Origin of the sequence: Mycobacterium sp. 2YAF39, assembly GCF_052114565.1 — a bacterium.
Classification (GTDB): Bacteria; Actinomycetota; Actinomycetes; order Mycobacteriales; family Mycobacteriaceae; genus Mycobacterium.
Genome location: NZ_JBFREZ010000001.1, coordinates 954,441 through 972,723, shown reverse-complemented (window position 1 = coordinate 972,723; position 18,283 = coordinate 954,441). Strand labels below are relative to the sequence as shown.

The following is an 18,283-nucleotide window of genomic DNA, read 5'->3' as shown; positions in this document are numbered from 1 at the left end:
TCGGTGTCGATGTCAGTCAGCGGGCGATGCGGAGGCGTCGTACTCGAACGTGAAGACGTGGCCACAGATCCGGATCTCATCACCGTCGGCCAGCGGGACGCTGCCGTGGATCCGGGCACCTCCCAACTCGACCCCGTTCGCCGAGCGCAGATCGCTTACCGCGAAACCCGTTCCGGTGTCGATGATCGCCGCATGGTGGCGGCTGACTTTCGCGTCGTCCAGCACGATGTCGTTGTCGGGCAGCCTGCCGATCTTCGTCGCGACCGAGCTCAGCGGGTGGCGATGGCCCGACGAATCCACCAGCCATACCGCCGCGCCGCCGGCCTGCACCTGCGTGCGCTGATCGAGCACGGTCTTCGCGCCGGCGGCTGTGGTGCGCGCCGCCGTCTTCACGTCCAGCGGCTGCTGGCGCAGGATCCTGTCGTGCAACGCCTGCACTGTCGGACCGGGGTCGATTCCCAGGTCGTCGGCCAGTGCGGTCTTCAGCCGGCGATAGGCGTCGAGCGCGTCGGACTGCCGTTCGCTGAGGTAATACGCACTGATCAGCTGCGCCCACAGCGGTTCGCGGTAGGGATGGTCGGCCACCAGGGTTTCCAGGCCGCCGATGATCATCGCGGCGCGACCACAGGCGAGTTCGGCTTCGGCGCGGGAGGTGGCGACGGTCAGTCGTTCCTCGTCCAGGGCGGTGGCGAACGGGTCGACGAACGGGAACTCGCGCAGATCCTCGAGCACGGCACCGCGCCACTGCTCCAGCGCGGCCGACAGGTGACGGCTCGCCCGCTCGAAGTCTCCGGCCGCGCCGGCGAGTACACCGGCGGCTTTCTCGGTGGCGAACCGGCCAAGGTCGCAGGCGCTGTCGGGGATGGCCAGCCGGTAGCCGGGTGGTGCGCTGGCCAGTGTGGTCTGCGGCGAGGGGTCCGCCCGGCCGAGAAGCTTGCGCAGGTTGGACACGTAGGAGTGCACGCTGCCGCGCGCGCCGGGCAGAGGCGACTCGCCCCACACCGCGTTGATCAGAGTGTCGACGGCGACCGCGCGGTTGCGGTTGATGACCAGCGTGGCCAGGATCGCGCGCAGCTTCGGTGTCCCGACAGCGACGTCGTCGCCGTCGATGGTCATCTGCAGCGGGCCGAGCACCCCGAAGCCGAGAGCTGAAACCGCCATGTGGTGCGCTGCCTTTCGCTCGTGGTGCCACTGCTTGGTCAATTGTGACGTAGCCGGCGCAGAAATCGGCGACCTGTCCGCAAACGCCAGCGGGGGGCGCGGGCTTTCGCCCGCGCCCCCAGAAGGGTCTTACCTCTTATTCGGTTGTCTTATTCAGTTGTCCGCCGTTCGCTTACCGCGCCGACATGGCGACGTTGTAACCGGGAAGCGGTGCCTCCGAGGGTGTGGCGAGACCGGGCAGTTGCAGCGTCTTGGTGATCTCGAACTGCTGCTCCCCGTTCGGGGTCTTCGACCACTGCCCCCATGCGGAGACGACGCCGTCGATCAGCACCCGGCGCGCACCCATGGCGGAATCGTCACCCAGATCGGCCAGCGTCTTGACCCGGAACGGTGCCGAGGTGCTTCTCGGGTAGTTCAGCTTGACCAGCACGTTGTTGAGCGCCGTGGCCGGTGCCGGCTTCTGGCCGGGCTGGGGCACGTTGAAGCTGCCCACAGACACCGTCTTGATGGGCCCCGTCGGCGACTTCACCACGGAGGTGAAGGGGTACACGCCAGTCGTCGGCACATCGAGAGCCACGCGCTGGCCGGCCGGCACGGTGACGATCCGCGGGGCGTTGTCGTAGGTGTAGAACAACTGCATCGCGGTGTCGTACGGGTTGAGGATGACCGGCCGGTTGTAGGCGTCGTAGGTGACCCAATCCGAATTCCACTCTGTCACTTCGTGATTCCACTCGTCGACAGATGTCGTGGTTTCGCTCGTCATCTCCTCGGTCACGAGCTCGGTCATCTCCTCGACCTCGCTCGCCTGCGCTGGCGCAGGATCGGCCACCATCGGCTCGGCGTCGTCGGCGCCCGGAGCGGTGTCCGGTGCGTCGGTGCCCGGGATGTCGTCCGGGGTGTCGGCGGCCGGGGTGGCGGGCTCGTCGCCGGTGGTGTCGCTCGCCGGGTGCTCGGGCGCCGGGTCGGACGGCTCGTCCGCCGGCTGCTCGGGCGCCGGCTCGTTGGCCGCCGGCTCCGCGTCGTTGCCCGCCGTCTCGCCGGAGTGATCGTCGCCCTCATCTTGGGCAAAGTGCATCGCGGCCACATCTTGGGCCCAGTACTCTTCCTGGTCGCCTCCGGCGCTCTCCTTGTGCCCGGCGAACAGCTGGGAATGAGCGGCCGAGTGCTGCGCAACGACTTCCTGATCGATGACGGCGGCGTTGGCAACGCCTGCCAGGCCGAGGGTCGCGCCGCCGATGATGCCGGCGACGATTGCGGCGCGGATGGTGTTCTTCATGTTCTTCTCCTGTTGTCTCCCCACGACCCGAGTGGTTCGTGGTGGTGAGAACAGGTTGCGGAAGCCGTCTCCCGGGATTCTTGAGGGATTCTTACGCGCGCCGTTAGGACAACCGTTTGCCGAGGTCGACCGCGTCGACCTCCGGAGGAACGACCTCCCAGCGGCCGCCCCAGTTGGCCGCAGCCAGCGCGGCGTAGACCTCCCCGGTGCGGCGCTGCAGGCCGTCGTCACGTTCGTAGGCGTCCTTCGCGCGGTCAGCGTCTTCGCGCGCACGGTTGTCGGCGCGAGCGGCGGCGAGCTCGATCGGCACCGCGAGCAGAATCTGGGCGTCGGGCGTCGGGAGCGCAAGGCGGTCGTACTCGAGAGCGCGCACCCATTCGACGACCTCACCGTCGGCGCCCTGGTGCAGCCGGGCCGCGCTATAGGCGGCGTTGGAGGCGACGTAACGGTCGAGGATGACGACGTCGTACGTGTCGGCGAGGACAGCGATCTGTTCCTTGGCGCCGGCGCGGTCCAGGGCGAACAGCACCGCCATGGCGTGCACGGAATCGGCAAGGTCGCCGTGCGCGCCGCGCAACGCCTCGGCGGCCAGATCGGCTTCGACCGAATCGCCGTAACGCGGAAAGGCAAGGGTGGCGACCGATTTGTGCGCTGTCTCGAAGGCGGTGCGCAGGCCGTTGGTCAGTGTGCGTTTGCCTGCGCCGTCGACACCTTCGATCACGATGAGCACGCGGGCAGCGTAGCGCGGGCGATGAGTTTCACCGCCGAGGACGGTCTGCTCCTATGACCATCCGTACTGCAGGAGGATGAGGAAATGACGACGCATGAGGTCGGGACCCGCGACCAGTGGCGGGCCGCCTACGAGCGGCAGCTGGCCAACGAGAAGGAGCTGACCAGACGCGCCACCGAGCTTGCGCGGGAACGGCAATCTCTGCCGTGGGTGCCGGTCGACAAGGAGTACACGTTCGACACCACGGCCGGCCGTCGCACACTCGCCGAACTGTTCGACGGCCGCTCACAGCTGATCGTGCGGCACTTCATGCTGGGTCCCAACACTCCAGAGGGCTGCCCGGGGTGCACGTTCGAGACGGACAACCTGGTCGGCGCGGTGCCGCACCTGGCACACCGAGATGTCACGTTCCTGCTCGCGTCGCGCTCGCCGCTGCCGGTCCTCACCGCGTACAAGCAGCGGATGGGCTGGGACGTCGAGTGGGTGTCGTCGGGCGGCAGTGACTTCGATGCCGACTTCTTCGAGTACATGCACGTGCGCACGCCTCGCAGGGACTACGGGACGGGCAGCGGCAGCATGCTCGACGTCATGGAGCTGATGGCGCTGAGCTGCTTTGCGTTCGAGGACGGCAAGGTCTTCCACACGTATTCGACCTACGATCGCGGCACCGAAGCACTGAACGCGACATGGCAGCTGTTGGACCGGGCGCCCAAGGGGCGTGGCGACGACTTCTCCGACTGGCCGCGCAAGCGCGACGAGTACGGCACGTAGCCCATCGCAGGTCCATTCTGAGCGCGATGCTCAGAATCAGCGCTTCGGCCCCCTGGCCGCGCCTGGGATACCGCCAACGGCGGCTAGTTGTGATGTCAGCAATTGGAGACGCCTAGATGTGGCCGCAGTTCGGCGTCGACGGCAATCCGTTGAAGCGGTCGGCGATCCACTGCATCGCCCGCTCGCCGTCCACCAGCATGGGCAGCGCGTGGTTGACCACGAGCTTGTTCAGAAACGGCGGCTCTTCGTTCGTCCAGAACTGCACATCGGCACCTTGAGCGCACCAATCAATCGCAAGCTGACGGGCCGGCCCATACGGCACCAACGGGTCGTAACGGTTGGAGAGGATCAGCACCGGCGCATTGGGTTTGTAGCGGCCGAGTTTCTGCATGTCGAAAAGCGTCTTGAACGGTTCCTCGTTGACCAGCGTGTTGATGTCTTCGTTGAAATACGGCTGCAGGTGCCGAAACATGAACTTCGTAATGGTCTCCGCGATGCACTGGTCCTGCACCTTGTTCAAGAGGTCCGCTCCCCGCGGCGTCATCTTCGACCGGATCGTCTCCGCGAATTCCGGATAGGTGGTGATCACGGAGTTCAGTGCGTATCCGACGACGCCGACGAGCGCGCTGCCGTCCGCGTACGGGAACAACTCCTTCAGATCCGCCGGTGGCGCGCCCGCGTACGTCCCCACGACATGCACGTCCGGCGCGTACGACGACGCCAACTCGGCCGCCGATGCCGCGGCGCCGCCGCCCTGCGAGTAACCCCAAAAGGCAACGGGGCCATGCGGATCCAGCGATGTGCCCGGCAGGCGCATCGCCGCGCGGCCGGCATCAAGCATTGCGTTGCCCTGGGCGACTCTGTTCACATAGGTATGTAGTCCGGGCGTGCCGAGTCCCTGATAGTCGGTCATCACGATCGCGAACCCGCGCGCAACCATCGTCGAGACGAACAGCTCCTCGTAGTTGAACGCCAGGTCCAGCCACGGCGACCAGTGGATGCCCTGATTGAACTGGCGCGACGGTGCGCATTGGTCGCCCTGGCCCTGGGTGCCGGGGCCGTACACAATCAGCGGACGAGGCCCCTGGCCCGGCCATTTGTTGAAGGGCTCGAAGTAGGTGCCTGTCACCGCCATCGGATTTCCGCGAGCATCGGTGCTGCGGTACAAGATTCGCGTCCCCGTGGCCATGATCATGCCCAGCTGGCCCGAGGGCTCGAGCACCAACCGTGACGGCTCCGTGCGGATCAGATCGCCCGGCGCTCCCGGCGGCAACGGATCCGGCGGCGTGTAGAAGGCCTGGTACTCGTCCTCGTTGAAATACGGATCGCGCTGGTCATTGCTCGGATCGGCGTACGCGTGCGGTGCGAAACCCGCTGCGAGAGCGACCAGAACACCGACGACGACCCCCCGCAGCACACAGGGACCGTAACAGAACCGTTATGGCCGACGGCGGGCGTCTTACCAGTCAGTAAGTTCGATGGCTTCCCAGCAACGAACTTGTGCGCCGGCTACGGGTTCCCTGTGCAAGACCTTGGGAAAGTACCCACCGGCAGTAGACCAGCGAAAGACTGGCAATTGATCGCGCTAATCCCGAATGGCACAAGGAGTCCTCCGATGTTGAAAGTTGGAACAACCCGTCGCCTGGTGATACCTGTATTCGCCGGCGCGGCTACGTGCGCCGCACTGCTCGGCATATCCCCCCTCGCCCAGGCGGACAACGGGCACAACCCGCCGGGCTGCACCGCCGCCGACCTCGAAGGGGTACGCGCCGGCGTGGATGCGTCGACCTCGGCCTACCTCTTCACTCATCCTGACCTGAACGGCTTCATGAACACGCTGCAGCACCTGCCCCGAGCGCAGGTCGCCGAGCACGTGACGACTTACATGGAAGCGCATCCCCAGGAGGACGCTGAGATGACCGGCATCCGCCAACCGCTGACGGACATCAAGAACCACTGCGGTGCACTGGTCTCTCCCTGATTGGCCATCAAGGTTGTTGAGCGATTCGACGCGCTACGACATAGCGGGCCAAAGCGGAATGCCCACCTGAGACGCCGAAACTGCGGTCAGATCGCGAATTTCTCCGTGATGGCGATCTGACCGCAGTCTCGATGGCTGGTAAATCTCAGTAGCGGTAGTGCTCCGGCTTGTACGGGCCGTCGACGTCGACGCCGATGTACTCCGCCTGCTCCTTGGTCAGCCTGGTGATCGAACCGCCGAGGGCCTCGACGTGGATCTTGGCGACCTTCTCGTCGAGGTGCTTGGCCAGGCGGTAGACCTCGTTGTCGTACTCGTCGTTCTTGGTCCACAGCTCGATCTGCGCGATCACCTGGTTACTGAAGCTGTTGCTCATCACGAACGACGGGTGACCCGTCGCGTTGCCGAGGTTCAGCAGCCGGCCCTCGCTCAACACGATGATCGAGTGACCGTCCTCGAAGATGAACTCATCGACCTGCGGCTTGATGTTGATCCGGCGGATCTTCTTGTCGCGCTCCAGGCGGGCCATCTCGATCTCGTCGTCGAAGTGACCGATGTTGCCCAGGATCGCCTGGTGCTTCATCGACTTCATGTGCTCGAGCGTGATGATGCCCTGGTTGCCCGTCGCGGTGATGACGATGTCCGCCCAGCCGATGGCCTCTTCGACGGTCTTGACCTCGAAGCCATCCATCAGCGCCTGCAGCGCGTTGATCGGATCGATCTCGGTGACGGCGACGCGCGCACCCTGGGCCTTGAGCGCCTCGGCGCAGCCCTTGCCGACATCGCCGTAGCCGCACACCAGCGCGGCCTTGCCGCCGATCAGCACGTCGGTGCCGCGGTTGATGCCGTCGATCAGCGAGTGCCGGGTGCCGTACTTGTTGTCGAACTTGCTCTTGGTGACCGAGTCGTTGACGTTGATGGCCGGGAAGGCGAGCTCACCCGCAGCGGCGAACTGATAGAGCCGCAGCACACCGGTGGTGGTCTCCTCGGTCACGCCCTGGACGGACTCGGCGATCTTGGTCCACTTGGTCTTGTCGGTCTCGAAGCGCTGACGGATCAGCGACAAGAACACCTTGTACTCGTCGGAGTCGTCGTCCTCACCGGGAGGAACAACGCCGGCCTTCTCGAACTGAGCGCCACGCAGCACCAGCATGGTGGCGTCGCCACCGTCGTCGAGGATCATGTTGGCCGGTTCGTTGGGCCAGGTCAGCATCTGCTCGGCAGCCCACCAGTACTCCTCGAGGGTCTCGCCCTTCCACGCGAAGATCGGAACGCCCTTGGGCTCCTCCGTCGTACCGTGCGGCCCGACGACGGTCGCGGCGGCGGCATGGTCCTGGGTGGAGAAGATATTGCACGACGCCCAACGCACCTCGGCGCCAAGAGCGACCAGCGTCTCGATCAGCACCGCGGTCTGCACCGTCATGTGCAGCGAACCGGAGACGCGGGCACCCTTCAGGGGCAGCACCTCGGCGTACTCGCGGCGGAGTGTCATCAGGCCGGGCATCTCGTGTTCGGCCAGCCGGATCTCCTTGCGGCCGAATTCGGCCAGCGACAGGTCGGCAACCTTGTAATCGATGCCGTTGCGCACATCGACCTTCAATTCAGTCATGGATTTCTAGAGCCCTTCATTCGTTCGTCTTTGCCAGTGGGCGCACAGATGTGCGCAGCGGCGACACCCTAGCCTGCGGGCTCGCGGGACAGGCGCTAACGGCGCTCTGACAGCTAAGAGGTGTCTACAACACCGTAGCGCTCGGCGAACGGCGTCATCAAACGGGCCAGGTCACGGGCGACATCATGGTCCGCCTCGGGCGGCATCGACACGTAGCTCATGGCGAGCCGGACGATCGCCCGGGCCAGGACTCCCGCGTCGTCCTCGCTGCATTTCACCCAGCTGTCAACGAATGTCGATGTCAGCCGTTGCGAGCAGTGCGTGATGATCGGCCCGCTGTCGGTGGTGATGAGCTGAAGCAGGTCGGGTTTGAAGTCGCCGGTCAGCAGTGAGATCACCAGGGGGTCGGCGGCCGACTCGGTGAAGAAGTCACGGAAGCCCGCAACGAAGGCGGCGTGGACGTCGCCCTCATTGCTCTCGATCGCACCCTGGATTTGGTCGACGAGCCGGTCGGCCAGACGCAGCGCGTAGGCCTGGGCCAGACCGTGCCGCGAGCCGAACTCGTTGTAGATGGTCTGGCGGCTGATACCCGCGGCCTTGGCCACATGCGACAGCGTGATCGCCGACCAGTCGCGGGTGAGCAACTCTTCGCGCATGCCGTCCAGAATCGAATCGCGCAGCAACACCCGGGACGCCTCGGCGTACGGGATGCGCTGCGCGCTTCGTGGGCGGGACACCCTCGCGACCCTATCTTTCCCCGTCGCTCCGCTCGCCCAGGTCACGCTCGTCGTCACGAACGAGCGACCTCCACCATCTCGAAGTCGGCCTTGGCCGCACCGCAGTCCGGGCAGCTCCAGTCGTCGGGGATGTCGTCCCAGCGCGTGCCCGGGGCGATGCCGTCTTCCGGCCAGCCCTTGGCCTCGTCGTACTCGAATCCGCACTGCACGCAGACGAACAGTTTGTAGTCCATGTCATTCCTTTCCGTATGGCGGGCTAAACGGTGGTGAAGTCGACCTTCTCGCGCACTGCACAGTCCGGACAGCACCAGTCTTCGGGGATGTCATTCCAGGCGGTGCCCGCGGGAAATCCTTCCCGCGGTGCACCTTTCGTCTCGTCGTACACGTAATCGCAGCCGGGGCAGCGGTAGGTGCTCATGCCGCGCCTCCGTGCTTGGCCATCACCTTGTCGCGCAGGCGAGGGTGCACGTTGACCCGAGTGATGTCGCCGTCGTAGTGCGCGAGCACCCGGTGATCCATCACGCGCCGCCACAGCGGCGGGAAGTACGTCAGTCCGATCATGGAGGCGTAGCCGCTCGGCAGGTTCGGTGCGCCGTCCATGCTGCGCAGCGTCTGGTAGCGACGCGTCGGGTTGGCGTGGTGATCGCTGTGCCGCTGTAGGTGGTACAGGAACAGGTTGGTCACGATGTGGTCGGAGTTCCAGCTGTGCGACGGCGCGCACCGCTCGTAACGACCGCTCTGCAGCTTCTGCCGCTTCAGCCCGTAATGCTCGAGATAGTTGACCGTCTCGAGCAAGGTGAATCCGAAGACCGCCGAGATCACGATGTAGGGAATGAGCGCCAGCCCGAAGACCGCGATCAGGATGCCGTAGAACACCACCGACATCGCCCATGCGTTGAGCACGTCGTTGGACCAGTGCCACGGACTCTTGCCCTGCCGGCGCAGCCGCGCGGCCTCCAGCTCCCACGACGACTTGAGACTGCCCCACACGCTGCGCGGCAGGAACTCCCAGAACGTCTCACCGAAGCGGGCCGACGCCGGGTCCTCCGGGGTGGCCACGCGGACGTGGTGACCGCGGTTGTGCTCGATGTAGAAGTGGCCGTAGCAGGTCTGCGCCAGCGTGATTTTGGCCAGCCACCGTTCCAGTTCGTCCTTCTTGTGGCCCATCTCGTGTGCGGTGTTGATGCCCACCCCTCCGAGCATCCCGACCGAGAGCGCCAGACCGATCTTGGCCGGCCAGCTCAGCCCACCGTCAAATCCCAGCCAGCCCAGGTCCGACGCCGTGAACAGGTACGCGCCGAAGATGACGCTGGCGTACTGGAACGGGATATAGATGTAGGTGCAGTAGCGGTAGTACTTGTCGTTCTCCAGCCGCTCCATCACCTCGTCGGGCGGGTTCTGGCCATCGGGGCCGAACCGCAGGTCCAGTGCGGGCAGCACGATGTAGAGCAGGATCGGGCCGATCCAGAGCGGCACCTGCGCCGCCACATGCCAGCCCCACTGGTTGAACGCCCACACCAGCGGCAGCATCACGAAGATCGCCGTCGGGGCGATCAGCCCCATCAGCCACAGGTAGCGCTTCTTGTCGCGCCACTGGGCGACTTCGAGTTCAGACATCTGCGTTGTCATTAGTCCTCCTGTGTGAGTGCCATCACGACCGCCTTTGACTATAGGGCCACATTTGTCGCTTGTCTAGACACAGAAGTATGTTTTGTAAAGTACCGCGCGCAGCCTCGGGCCGATTTCGGCGTGGAAAGTCTCGCTGAGCGTGACTCAGCACGCCGAAATCGCCCGGATTAGGTGAGTTGCGCGTCCTCGCGCGCAGCGACCTTCGAGTGCCGCCTGCCGTACACGAAGTAGATGACCATGCCGATCGCCATCCACACCACGAAACGGATCCAGGTCAGCGCCGTCAGATTCAGCATCAACCACAGGCAGGCGACGATCGCAGCGATCGGAAGCCATGGCACCCACGGCACCCGGAACGCGCGGTGCAGATCGGGACGGCTGCGCCGAAGAATGATCACTCCCGCCGACACCAGCACGAACGCGAAGAGCGTGCCGACGTTGACCATTTCCTCGAGTTTGGTGATCGGGAACAGCGCGGCGGCAAGAGCCACGACGACCCCGACGAGCACGGTGAGCCGCACCGGGGTTCCGCGATCACCCGTCCTGGCCAGCTGACCCGGTAGCAGGTGGTCTCGCGACATCGCGAACAACACCCGGATCTGGCCGAGCACCAGGACCATCACGACGGTGGTGAGCCCGGCAAGGGCGCCGATGCTGATCAAAGTCGCCGCCCAGTCGACGCCGTTCACGTTGAACGCGGTCGCGAGGTTGGCGTCTTCACCGGCATCCCTCAGATCGGTGTACTTGACCATTCCGGACAGCACCACCGCGACCGCGACGTACAGCACGGTGACGATGGCAAGCGTGCCGAAGATGCCGCGCGGAACGTCACGCTGCGGATCCTTGGTCTCCTCCGCGGTGGTCGCCACGACGTCGAACCCGATGAACGCGAAGAACACGATCGATGCACCCGCCAGCAGCCCGTACCAGCCATAGTTGCTGCCGCCCGCGCCGGTGAGCAACGAGAACAGCGACTGCTCCCCCGCGCTGCCGCCCGGTTCAGCGGGCGGAATGTACGGCGTGAAATTCGCGGCCTTGATGTAGAACGCGCCGACCACGATGACCACCAGCACCACGGCGACCTTGATGGCCGTGATGACCGCGCTCACGTTGGACGACAACTTCGTGCCCAGCGCCAACAAAGCGGTCACGATCGCGACGATCAGCACCGCGCCCCAGTCGATGTTCACCGGGCCGAGGGCGATCTCGCCACCCGCAAACCCGAACACCTCGCCCAGATAGTTCGACCAACTCTTGGCGACCGTCGCCGCCCCGACCGCGAATTCGAGTACCAGATCCCACCCGATGATCCAGGCCACCACTTCGCCGAAGCTGGCATAGGAGAAGGTGTATGCGCTGCCCGCGACGGGCACCGTCGACGCGAATTCCGCGTAGCACAACGCCGCCAGACCGCAGGCGACCGCTGCGAGGACGAACGAGATCGATATTGCGGGCCCGGTGATGCTGCCCGCAGTGGACGCGGTGATGGTGAAAATGCCGGCGCCGATGACCACCGACACCCCGAAGACGATCAGATCCCACCAGGTCAGGTCTTTGCGGAGCCGCGTTCCCTCTTCTTCGGTGTCCTCTATCGACTGCTCGACGGACTTGGTTCGCCGTGTCATTCCACTGCCAGCCATACGAGTCCCTTTCGCCTGCCGTCCGCCGTTTCGCCGTGTCGATCGCTAGGGAGTACCCAGTACTGTCGGGAACCATGGGGCGGAGTTATAAGCACGCGATCGTCATAGGGGCCAGCCTTGGGGGCTTGTGCGCGGCCCGGGTTCTGTCCGATGTGTGCGACCGGGTGACCGTGTACGAGCGCGACGAGCTGCCGGACGGCCCGGCGAACCGGGCGGCAGTACCTCAGGGCAAGCATGTGCACCTGCTGATGGCGCGCGGCGCGCAGGAATTCGAGAGCCACTTCCCCGGCCTGCTCGACACCATGGTCGCCGACGGCGTGCCGATTCTGGAGAACCGGCCCGACTGCATCCACTTCGGCGCCGCGGGTCATGTGCTCGGCACGGCGCATCGGCTGCAGGACGAGTTCACCGCCTATGTGCCCAGTAGGCCGATGCTCGAGTGGCAGATCCGCCGCCGCGTTCTGGCGATCGACAACGTCGAGGTCGTCAATGCGACTGTCGCCGAGCCGATCTACGACACCGCACTGCGACGAGTGACCGGCGTACGGCTGGATTCCGATGAGGAGGTCTCCGCCGATCTCGTCGTCGACGCGGCGGGCCGGGGAACCCGGCTACCGGTATGGCTCGAGAAGTGGGGTTACCCACGGCCGGTCGAGGAGACCGTCGACGTCGGCATCGCCTATGCCAGCCAACGGGTAAAGGTCCCCGACGGCCTGCTCGCCGAGAAGGTCGTGGTGGCCGGCGCCTCGCGCGACCAACCGCTCGGCGTCGGCATGCTCTTCTATGAAGACGGCGTATGGAACGTGACCACCTTCGGCATCGCCAGGGTCGAGCCGCCGCAGAACTTTTCGCAGATCTGCGATCTTGCCGACGATGTGCTGCCCGCGCACGTGTCGTCGGCCCTGCGGCAGGGCACACCCCTCGGCGAGATGGCGTTCCACAAATATCCGACCAGTCGGTGGCGCCGCTACGACAAACTGGACCGGTTCCCCGGCGGCATCTTCCCGTTCGGCGACGCCGTCGTCAGCTTCAATCCCACCTTCGGGCAAGGCATGACCATGACGGCCATCCAGGCCGCGAACCTGCGTGAGGTAATGGAGTCAGGGGAGCCTGACGTCGCCGCCCGGCTCGCAAAGGCCACCGCCAAGACCACATATCCGGTGTGGGTGATGACCGCGATCGGCGATCTGACCCTGCACAACGCCACGGGCGAGGCGCCGCGCTGGTTCAAGCCGGTGGGCGGGTTGTTCGATCAGTTCCTTGGCGCCGCGGAGACGGATCCCGTTCTGGCCGAATGGTTTCTGCGCAGATTCAGTCTCCTCGACAGTCTCTACATGGTGCCCTCTGCTCGTCTCGTCGGCCGTACGATCCGGCACAACATGAAGCTGTGGCTGGCAGAGCGGCGTTCAGGATCCGCAGTGCGGGAACGAGATCTCGTCGCTGGTCGCTAGATTCCTACGGTGGCCCGGAAAAGCTTCGTCGGACTGTCGGCGGTCAGGCGGATCGGTCCTTCGTCGGCAGCGACCCACGCGGCGGATCCCTTGCTGAGCGTGACGTTGCCCCCCTTGGCGTACACCACCGTCGAACCCTCGGTGCACAACAGGATCTGAGGTCCGTCATGGCGACTTGGGGCGTCGATTTCATGACCGAGCTGCCCGCCGTCGATACGCAGCTCCGAGACCGCGAACTCCGGAGCCGGGGTGTCGTACACCAGTTCCATTCCGTCCTCGATGATGTCGGGGCGGAGAAGATCCTCGCTCGCCGGTGTGAAGTCAAGCACCCGCAGCAACTCTGGCACGTCCACGTGCTTGGGGGTCAGCCCACCGCGTAACACGTTGTCGGAGTTGGCCATCACCTCGACAGCGATACCATGCAGATAGGCGTGCAGATTTCCCGCAGGCAGATAGATCGCCTCGCCGGGCTCGAGGGTGATCCGGTTGAGCAACAAGCTGGCCAGCACACCCGCATCACCCGGATAGCGCTCGCCCAGTTCGAGGACGGCCTTCGCCTCGGCCGCGAATTCCTTGTTGCGCGAACGTACGTAGTGGATCGCGCCTTCGATCACGGCGGGGACAAGCACGTCGAGGTGGGGCTGCGGCGCGGTGATCCACGTGGTGAACAGGGCCCGCAAGCCGTCCGCGTCGGGCTGGCCGGCGAGCAGGCTGACGAACGGGTCGAGGTCTACCACCGCCAGAGCGCGCATCAGCTCGACGGTGCGCTCCGCAGGACGGAAACCGGCGAGCGCCTCGAATTCGCCGAGGGCGATGACGATTTCGGGCTTGTGGCTGGCGTCGCGATAGTTGCGGTTCGGCGCCGTCACCGGGATGCCCAGCCTGTCCTCGCGTGCGAAACCCTCCGCCGCCTGCCGTGCACTGGGATGCGCCTGCAGCGAAAGCGGCTCGTCTGCGGCGAGAACCTTGAGCAGGAACGGCAATGTGTCGCCGAATCTTCCACGCACGCCCGCTCCGAGCTGACCCTCCGGATCTTCACGCAACGTATCGAGCAGCGACCGCTCACCGGTTTCGGTCTCCAGCCACGCGGGATCGCCCGGGTGGGCACCGAACCATAGCTCGGCCTCGGGATGCGCTGTGGGGCTTGGTCTTCCAGTGAAATTCGCAATCGCGGTGCGTGACCCCCACGCATACGTTCGTACGGCCCCCCGTAGCAGGTTCACTGACTCAACCCCGAACCAACTTCATATAGACGGCGGTCATCTCCATCCGAACGGCCAGCAGGGCAAGTTGTTCTTCCAGACGTCCGGGGCCTGCCGCGGCGGCTACCGGTACGCGCTCGATGTCTGAGCTGTCCAGCGCCTCCGGGACATCCTCGGCGTTGATCACGTCCACGTTGTCCATGCCTGCGACCCTGGCGGCGACGACCGGTCGCTCCGCGTCGGTCGCGAGCACGAACGTCCGGATCCGCGGCGCGATTGGACCATCGATCTGCTCGTCGTGGAATATCGACTGTTCACGATCGGCGTCCGACGCGTCACCCATTCCGCTGCGCAACGCGACCAACGCGTCGGCCAGGCCCACCGCGGCGACGGCCCGGTGGGCGATCCGCAGCATGACTGCCGCGACGTGTCGCGCCAACACCAGCGTCGCCGCGTTGTCACCGACGATGACGACGTCGTAGCCCGACATCCGCGCCGCCAGCGACTTCGCGGGATTCGTGAACAGGTCTCGTCCGGCGCTGTTGCGCAACGCTTCTGCGTCCAATTGGTCGGCCAGCGCCGACAGGTCGACCCGAAGCCCCGGGTCGACCGCGTGCAGTGTCGCCAGCCCGGCGGCGAGGTAGCGGCAGAAGCTGAACTCGTCGGGCACCCATACCCGAGGGGGCAGCGCGGCGGACCGTCCCGCGGTCGCGTCCCGCAGCGGTCCCTCGTATGGCGCGACCACGACGACGCGGGCGCCGCGACGCACTCCGGTGGCGGCGGCGGACACCAGTGCCGGATCTCCCGGGTCGTCGCCTGCGACGATCAGAACGTCCAATGCGCCGATCCACGGCGGCACCTCGGAGGCGACGACGATCGGTGCGGTCACCGAGCCGCCCAGTGCGGTCGCGAGCAACGAGCCTGCCGTTTCGGCGTTTCCGCGGCCCGCCACCCAAATCACGGTGCGGGGCGGCTCGTCGCTTTTCAGCTGATCCAGTTCGCCCTCGTCGAGTGCCGCCGCGGTTGCGCGCACCTGGGCGCCGGCCATCGCCGCCGCGCGCAGCGAGCCGTCCCGGTCGGCGGTGAGCAGTGCGTCCACATCGTCGAAGTCGACGATCGAACGGGTGGCGTTCACGTGGCCGCCTCGGTGCGAGCGGCGATTCCCGCGCTGATCTGCGCGACGATGGCATCGACGTCGTCGGTGGTCCGCGCCTCGACGTTGAGCCTCAGCAACGGCTCGGTGTTCGACATGCGCAGGTTGAACCAGGACCCGTCGCCGAGATCGACCGTCACGCCGTCGAGGTGGTCGATCGAGTGGATCCTCGCGCCGAACGACAACAACACGTCATCGACGCATCCCTCGGCGTCGGTGACGGTGAAGTTGAGCTCGCCGGACGCCTCGTACCGCTGGTAGTCGGCCATCAAGTCGGACAACGGCCGATTTGACTCCCCCAGTGCCGCCAGCACATGCAGCGCCGCCAGCATGCCGGAGTCGGCGCCCCAGAAGTCGCGGAAGTAGTAGTGCGCCGAGTGTTCTCCTCCGAAGATCGCGCCGGTATCGGCCATCAGCCCCTTGATATAGGAGTGGCCGACGCGTGAGCGCACAGGAGTACCGCCACGCTCGGCGACAAGTTCCGGAACGGCTTTGGACGTGATCAAGTTGTAGATCACCGTCGCGCCGATCTCACGACTCAGTTCGCGCGAGGCGACCAACGCCGTCACCGCCGACGGCGAGACCGGCCGACCCAGCTCGTCGACCACGAAGCACCGGTCGGCGTCGCCGTCGAAGGCGAGTCCGATGTCGGCACCGGTCCCCAACACGTACGCCTGCAGGTCGACAAGGTTGGCGGGGTCCAATGGATTGGCTTCGTGGTTGGGGAACGTGCCGTCGAGTTCGAAGAACAAGGGAGCGAGCGTGATCGACGGGATGGTTCCAAGCACGGCGGGGGCGGTGTGGCCCGCCATCCCGTTGCCCGCATCGACGGCGACCTTCATCGGGCGCAACTCGGCGAGACTCACCAGCGACCGCAGGAAGTCACCGTAGTCGGCGAGCACGTCGCGGTCGGATATCGCGCCGCGGGGACCGTCGTGGGCGGGCACCCCCGCGATGACGTCCTCGCTGATCGCAGTGAGCCCCGTGTCCTTGCCGACGGGCTTGGCCTCGGCCCGGCACAGCTTGATGCCGTTGTAGGCGGCGGGGTTGTGGCTCGCGGTGAACATCGCGCCGGGACAGTCCAGCAGACCCGATGCGAAATACAGCTGATCCGTGGATGCCAGTCCGATGCGCACCACGTCGAGGCCCTGCGCGGTGACGCCTTCGGCGAAGGCTTCGGAGAGTGCCGGTGAGCTATCCCGCATGTCGTGGCCGATGACGACCTGCGTGGCATTCTCGCCACGCATGAGCCGGGCGAACGCACCGCCGATCTCGCCGACGAATTGCTCATCGAGTTCGTCGCCGACGAGGCCACGCACGTCATACGCCTTGATGACACGGTGGACAGCCGCGGCGGGCCGGGACATAGAACTCCTCGAGACGTGGACTACTTTTCGCCAGCCTAGCCGTCGAATGGCCGCGACACTTCGACTAGTCCTCGCCTCGGCCCGTCGTTATTCAGGCGGGTCTGGCAACACCCGCAGATGACCCCGTCGGCGACCGTTGGTGTCGGACCGACGAACCGGCGGTGCCATCAGCGCCCCGCCGGACATACCGGTGACGGGATCGGAAAATCCCGCGGCGACGCCATTGACGGGTGGCGAGACATCGCGTCCTTCGCGTACCGCATCGGCCAGCGCCACCAGATCGTCCTCGTCGGGGTGCGACGGCAGCGGACCCGCATGGCGAACAAGCTCCCAACCACGCGGCGCGGTGATGCGGCCGGCATGCAGGACGCAGAGATCCCACGAATGCGGCTCGGACACCGTGGCCAGCGGACCGACGACTGCCGTCGAGTCCGAGTACACAAAGGTCAGCGTCGCGACCGCATAATGGGGGCACCCGGGCCGGCAGCAGCGACGGGGAACGTTCACAGCGAGAGGTTATCGTGCGCAAACGGTGCAAGCCGCCGGACACGCGCGCCGGCTGAGTGTCGATCTTCAACCGTTACGATCTCTTTCGTGCCCCAGCGTGGACGTCTGCGATCACGCCGCGGCCGCGAAATGCGCGGGTCGCTTCTTCCAGCGACGGTGCCCGGCTGGCGCAGCCGGGCCGAACTGTTCGACATGGCCGCGCTGGAGGCCTACGAGCCGATCGAACGCCGGTGGCAGGACCGAGTCTCGGGGCTGGACATCGCCGTCGACGAGATCCCCCGCATCGCACCGAAGGATCCCGAGAGCGTGCAATGGCCGCCCGAGGTCATCGCCGACGGGCCGATCGCGCTGGCACGGCTGATCCCGGCGGGCGTCGATGTCCGCGGTAACGCCACGAGAGCGCGAATTGTGTTGTTCCGCAAGCCGATCGAGCGACGGGCGAAGGACACCGTCGAACTTTCGGACCTGCTGCATGAAGTCTTGGTGGCACAGGTGGCCACCTATTTGGGCGTCGAGCCCTCCGTCATCGACCCGACGATCGACGACGAGTGAACCAGCTGTCTAAATCACGCCGCGCTTGAGGCGACGGCGTTCACGCTCGGACAGGCCGCCCCAGATGCCGAAGCGCTCGTCATTCGCCAGGGCGTAGTCGAGGCACGCGTCGCGTACTTCGCAGCCCAGGCAGATGCGCTTGGCCTCACGGGTCGAGCCGCCCTTCTCGGGGAAGAACGCCTCGGGATCGGTTTGGGCGCACAGCGCCTTCTCTTGCCAGAGGTCATCCTCCGGCGTGAGCATTGCCGGCATTGCCGGTATTGCCGACGGCACATCAATCGGGGCTGGCACCAGACTTAACTGGGGACGCCGAGGCGTCTCGAACGGTGCCGGTCCGGGATTGGTGTGCGGCGCGCTGTCAACTGAGCCGAGCAGTCGGTCGTCGAACCGGACCACATGATCGAAATCGCTGTACTCAAAAGACATTTTCCGCCTCCTCACCTGATGTCGTAGATCCGTAATAAGAGCCCCACTATTGTTCTGTGCGGCCATCTCGATTCGAACATATGATCGAATCTCG

At 65.7% G+C, this 18,283-nt stretch carries 19 protein-coding genes; 4 read left to right on the top strand and 15 right to left on the bottom strand.

All coding sequences use genetic code 11. From position 1 onward, the window contains the following. Nucleotides 1-12 precede the first annotated feature (12 nt). From AB4Z42_RS04905 to AB4Z42_RS04895, 3 genes are all read right to left on the bottom strand, one after another. Nucleotides 13-1,161 carry a BTAD domain-containing putative transcriptional regulator gene (locus AB4Z42_RS04905; protein ID WP_442007961.1) on the bottom strand — a complete coding sequence of 383 codons (1,149 nt, stop codon included), beginning with the start codon at nt 1,159-1,161 and terminating at the stop codon, nt 13-15. A 172-nt stretch (nt 1,162-1,333) separates the two neighbouring features. Beyond that, nucleotides 1,334-2,437, bottom strand: coding sequence for a hypothetical protein (locus AB4Z42_RS04900; protein WP_442007960.1), 1,104 nt, complete (start codon nt 2,435-2,437; stop codon nt 1,334-1,336). Nucleotides 2,438-2,540: 103 nt separating this feature from the next. Then, entirely contained in the window at nt 2,541-3,167 is a 627-nt protein-coding gene (locus AB4Z42_RS04895; protein ID WP_442007959.1) for a dTMP kinase, read from the bottom strand. Nucleotides 3,168-3,251: 84 nt separating this feature from the next. Between AB4Z42_RS04895 and AB4Z42_RS04890 the strand changes: the two genes are divergently transcribed. Next, nucleotides 3,252-3,938, top strand: coding sequence for a DUF899 domain-containing protein (locus AB4Z42_RS04890; RefSeq protein WP_442007958.1), 687 nt, complete (start codon nt 3,252-3,254; stop codon nt 3,936-3,938). A gap of 112 nt (nt 3,939-4,050) precedes the next feature. Here the strand turns inward: AB4Z42_RS04890 and AB4Z42_RS04885 are convergent, their stop codons facing one another. After that, the gene (locus AB4Z42_RS04885) at nt 4,051-5,355 is read right to left on the bottom strand and encodes a lipase family protein (RefSeq protein ID WP_442007957.1); all 1,305 of its coding nucleotides are present in this window, start codon (nt 5,353-5,355) and stop codon (nt 4,051-4,053) included. 198 nt (nt 5,356-5,553) lie between these two features. Here AB4Z42_RS04885 and AB4Z42_RS04880 point away from each other — a divergent pair, with 198 nt between their 5' ends. Next, entirely contained in the window at nt 5,554-5,919 is a 366-nt protein-coding gene (locus tag AB4Z42_RS04880) for a heme-binding protein (protein ID WP_442007956.1), read from the top strand. Between the two features lie 145 nt (nt 5,920-6,064). Here AB4Z42_RS04880 and ahcY read toward each other — a convergent pair whose 3' ends face one another. The 6 genes from ahcY to AB4Z42_RS04850 all read right to left on the bottom strand — a co-directional run bounded on the left by ahcY (nt 6,065) and on the right by AB4Z42_RS04850 (nt 11,516). Continuing rightward, nucleotides 6,065-7,525: an adenosylhomocysteinase gene (ahcY, locus tag AB4Z42_RS04875; protein WP_442007955.1), complete on the bottom strand. Its 1,461-nt coding sequence runs from the start codon at nt 7,523-7,525 to the stop codon at nt 6,065-6,067. Nucleotides 7,526-7,638: 113 nt separating this feature from the next. After that, on the bottom strand, nt 7,639-8,262 hold the full coding sequence (gene alkX, locus AB4Z42_RS04870) for a TetR family transcriptional regulator AlkX (RefSeq protein ID WP_442007954.1): 624 nt from the start codon (nt 8,260-8,262) through the stop codon (nt 7,639-7,641). Nucleotides 8,263-8,315: 53 nt separating this feature from the next. Continuing rightward, on the bottom strand, nt 8,316-8,495 hold the full coding sequence (locus tag AB4Z42_RS04865; RefSeq protein ID WP_442007953.1) for a rubredoxin: 180 nt from the start codon (nt 8,493-8,495) through the stop codon (nt 8,316-8,318). Nucleotides 8,496-8,518: 23 nt separating this feature from the next. Further along, nucleotides 8,519-8,680: a rubredoxin gene (locus AB4Z42_RS04860; protein WP_442007952.1), complete on the bottom strand. Its 162-nt coding sequence runs from the start codon at nt 8,678-8,680 to the stop codon at nt 8,519-8,521. Next, nucleotides 8,677-9,891: an alkane 1-monooxygenase gene (locus AB4Z42_RS04855; RefSeq protein WP_442007951.1), complete on the bottom strand. Its 1,215-nt coding sequence runs from the start codon at nt 9,889-9,891 to the stop codon at nt 8,677-8,679. The genes AB4Z42_RS04860 and AB4Z42_RS04855 overlap by 4 nt, the downstream gene beginning before the upstream one ends. A 167-nt stretch (nt 9,892-10,058) precedes the next feature. Beyond that, nucleotides 10,059-11,516: an amino acid permease gene (locus tag AB4Z42_RS04850; RefSeq protein ID WP_442007950.1), complete on the bottom strand. Its 1,458-nt coding sequence runs from the start codon at nt 11,514-11,516 to the stop codon at nt 10,059-10,061. An 89-nt stretch (nt 11,517-11,605) separates the two neighbouring features. Here AB4Z42_RS04850 and AB4Z42_RS04845 point away from each other — a divergent pair, with 89 nt between their 5' ends. Continuing rightward, nucleotides 11,606-12,982: an FAD-dependent oxidoreductase gene (locus AB4Z42_RS04845; RefSeq protein ID WP_442007949.1), complete on the top strand. Its 1,377-nt coding sequence runs from the start codon at nt 11,606-11,608 to the stop codon at nt 12,980-12,982. Here the strand turns inward: AB4Z42_RS04845 and manA are convergent. The 4 genes from manA to AB4Z42_RS04825 all read right to left on the bottom strand — a co-directional run bounded on the left by manA (nt 12,979) and on the right by AB4Z42_RS04825 (nt 17,211). Next, on the bottom strand, nt 12,979-14,205 hold the full coding sequence (gene manA / locus AB4Z42_RS04840; protein WP_442007948.1) for a mannose-6-phosphate isomerase, class I: 1,227 nt from the start codon (nt 14,203-14,205) through the stop codon (nt 12,979-12,981). The two genes, AB4Z42_RS04845 and manA, sit on opposite strands and share 4 nt — an antisense overlap. A 4-nt stretch (nt 14,206-14,209) precedes the next feature. Then, complete coding sequence (locus AB4Z42_RS04835; protein WP_442007947.1) at nt 14,210-15,319, bottom strand: TobH protein; 1,110 nt, start codon at nt 15,317-15,319, stop codon at nt 14,210-14,212. Then, nucleotides 15,316-16,704: a phosphomannomutase/phosphoglucomutase gene (locus AB4Z42_RS04830; protein ID WP_442007946.1), complete on the bottom strand. Its 1,389-nt coding sequence runs from the start codon at nt 16,702-16,704 to the stop codon at nt 15,316-15,318. Before AB4Z42_RS04830 ends, AB4Z42_RS04835 begins: the two co-directional genes overlap by 4 nt. 87 nt (nt 16,705-16,791) lie before the next feature. Further along, nucleotides 16,792-17,211, bottom strand: coding sequence for a DUF3499 domain-containing protein (locus AB4Z42_RS04825; RefSeq protein ID WP_442007945.1), 420 nt, complete (start codon nt 17,209-17,211; stop codon nt 16,792-16,794). Nucleotides 17,212-17,340: 129 nt separating this feature from the next. Between AB4Z42_RS04825 and AB4Z42_RS04820 the strand changes: the two genes are divergently transcribed. Further along, complete coding sequence (locus AB4Z42_RS04820) at nt 17,341-17,763, top strand: metallopeptidase family protein (RefSeq protein ID WP_442008120.1); 423 nt, start codon at nt 17,341-17,343, stop codon at nt 17,761-17,763. Between the two features lie 9 nt (nt 17,764-17,772). Here AB4Z42_RS04820 and AB4Z42_RS04815 read toward each other — a convergent pair whose 3' ends face one another. Continuing rightward, the gene (locus AB4Z42_RS04815; RefSeq protein WP_442007944.1) at nt 17,773-18,189 is read right to left on the bottom strand and encodes a WhiB family transcriptional regulator; all 417 of its coding nucleotides are present in this window, start codon (nt 18,187-18,189) and stop codon (nt 17,773-17,775) included. Nucleotides 18,190-18,283: the final 94 nt, after the last annotated feature.

What these genes read in the sequence shown, in the direction of transcription:
- AB4Z42_RS04905 (WP_442007961.1), bottom strand. Translation starts at nt 1,161, where the DNA reads ATGGCGGTTTCAGCTCTCGGCTTCGGGGTGCTCGGCCCGCTGCAGATG.
- AB4Z42_RS04900 (WP_442007960.1), bottom strand. Translation starts at nt 2,437, where the DNA reads ATGAAGAACACCATCCGCGCCGCAATCGTCGCCGGCATCATCGGCGGC.
- AB4Z42_RS04890 (WP_442007958.1), top strand. Translation starts at nt 3,252, where the DNA reads ATGACGACGCATGAGGTCGGGACCCGCGACCAGTGGCGGGCCGCCTAC.
- AB4Z42_RS04880 (WP_442007956.1), top strand. Translation starts at nt 5,554, where the DNA reads ATGTTGAAAGTTGGAACAACCCGTCGCCTGGTGATACCTGTATTCGCC.
- ahcY (WP_442007955.1), bottom strand. Translation starts at nt 7,525, where the DNA reads ATGACTGAATTGAAGGTCGATGTGCGCAACGGCATCGATTACAAGGTT.
- AB4Z42_RS04865 (WP_442007953.1), bottom strand. Translation starts at nt 8,495, where the DNA reads ATGGACTACAAACTGTTCGTCTGCGTGCAGTGCGGATTCGAGTACGAC.
- AB4Z42_RS04860 (WP_442007952.1), bottom strand. Translation starts at nt 8,680, where the DNA reads ATGAGCACCTACCGCTGCCCCGGCTGCGATTACGTGTACGACGAGACG.
- AB4Z42_RS04855 (WP_442007951.1), bottom strand. Translation starts at nt 9,891, where the DNA reads ATGACAACGCAGATGTCTGAACTCGAAGTCGCCCAGTGGCGCGACAAG.
- AB4Z42_RS04850 (WP_442007950.1), bottom strand. Translation starts at nt 11,516, where the DNA reads ATGACACGGCGAACCAAGTCCGTCGAGCAGTCGATAGAGGACACCGAA.
- AB4Z42_RS04845 (WP_442007949.1), top strand. Translation starts at nt 11,606, where the DNA reads ATGGGGCGGAGTTATAAGCACGCGATCGTCATAGGGGCCAGCCTTGGG.
- AB4Z42_RS04830 (WP_442007946.1), bottom strand. Translation starts at nt 16,704, where the DNA reads ATGTCCCGGCCCGCCGCGGCTGTCCACCGTGTCATCAAGGCGTATGAC.
- AB4Z42_RS04820 (WP_442008120.1), top strand. Translation starts at nt 17,341, where the DNA reads ATGCGCGGGTCGCTTCTTCCAGCGACGGTGCCCGGCTGGCGCAGCCGG.
- AB4Z42_RS04815 (WP_442007944.1), bottom strand. Translation starts at nt 18,189, where the DNA reads ATGTCTTTTGAGTACAGCGATTTCGATCATGTGGTCCGGTTCGACGAC.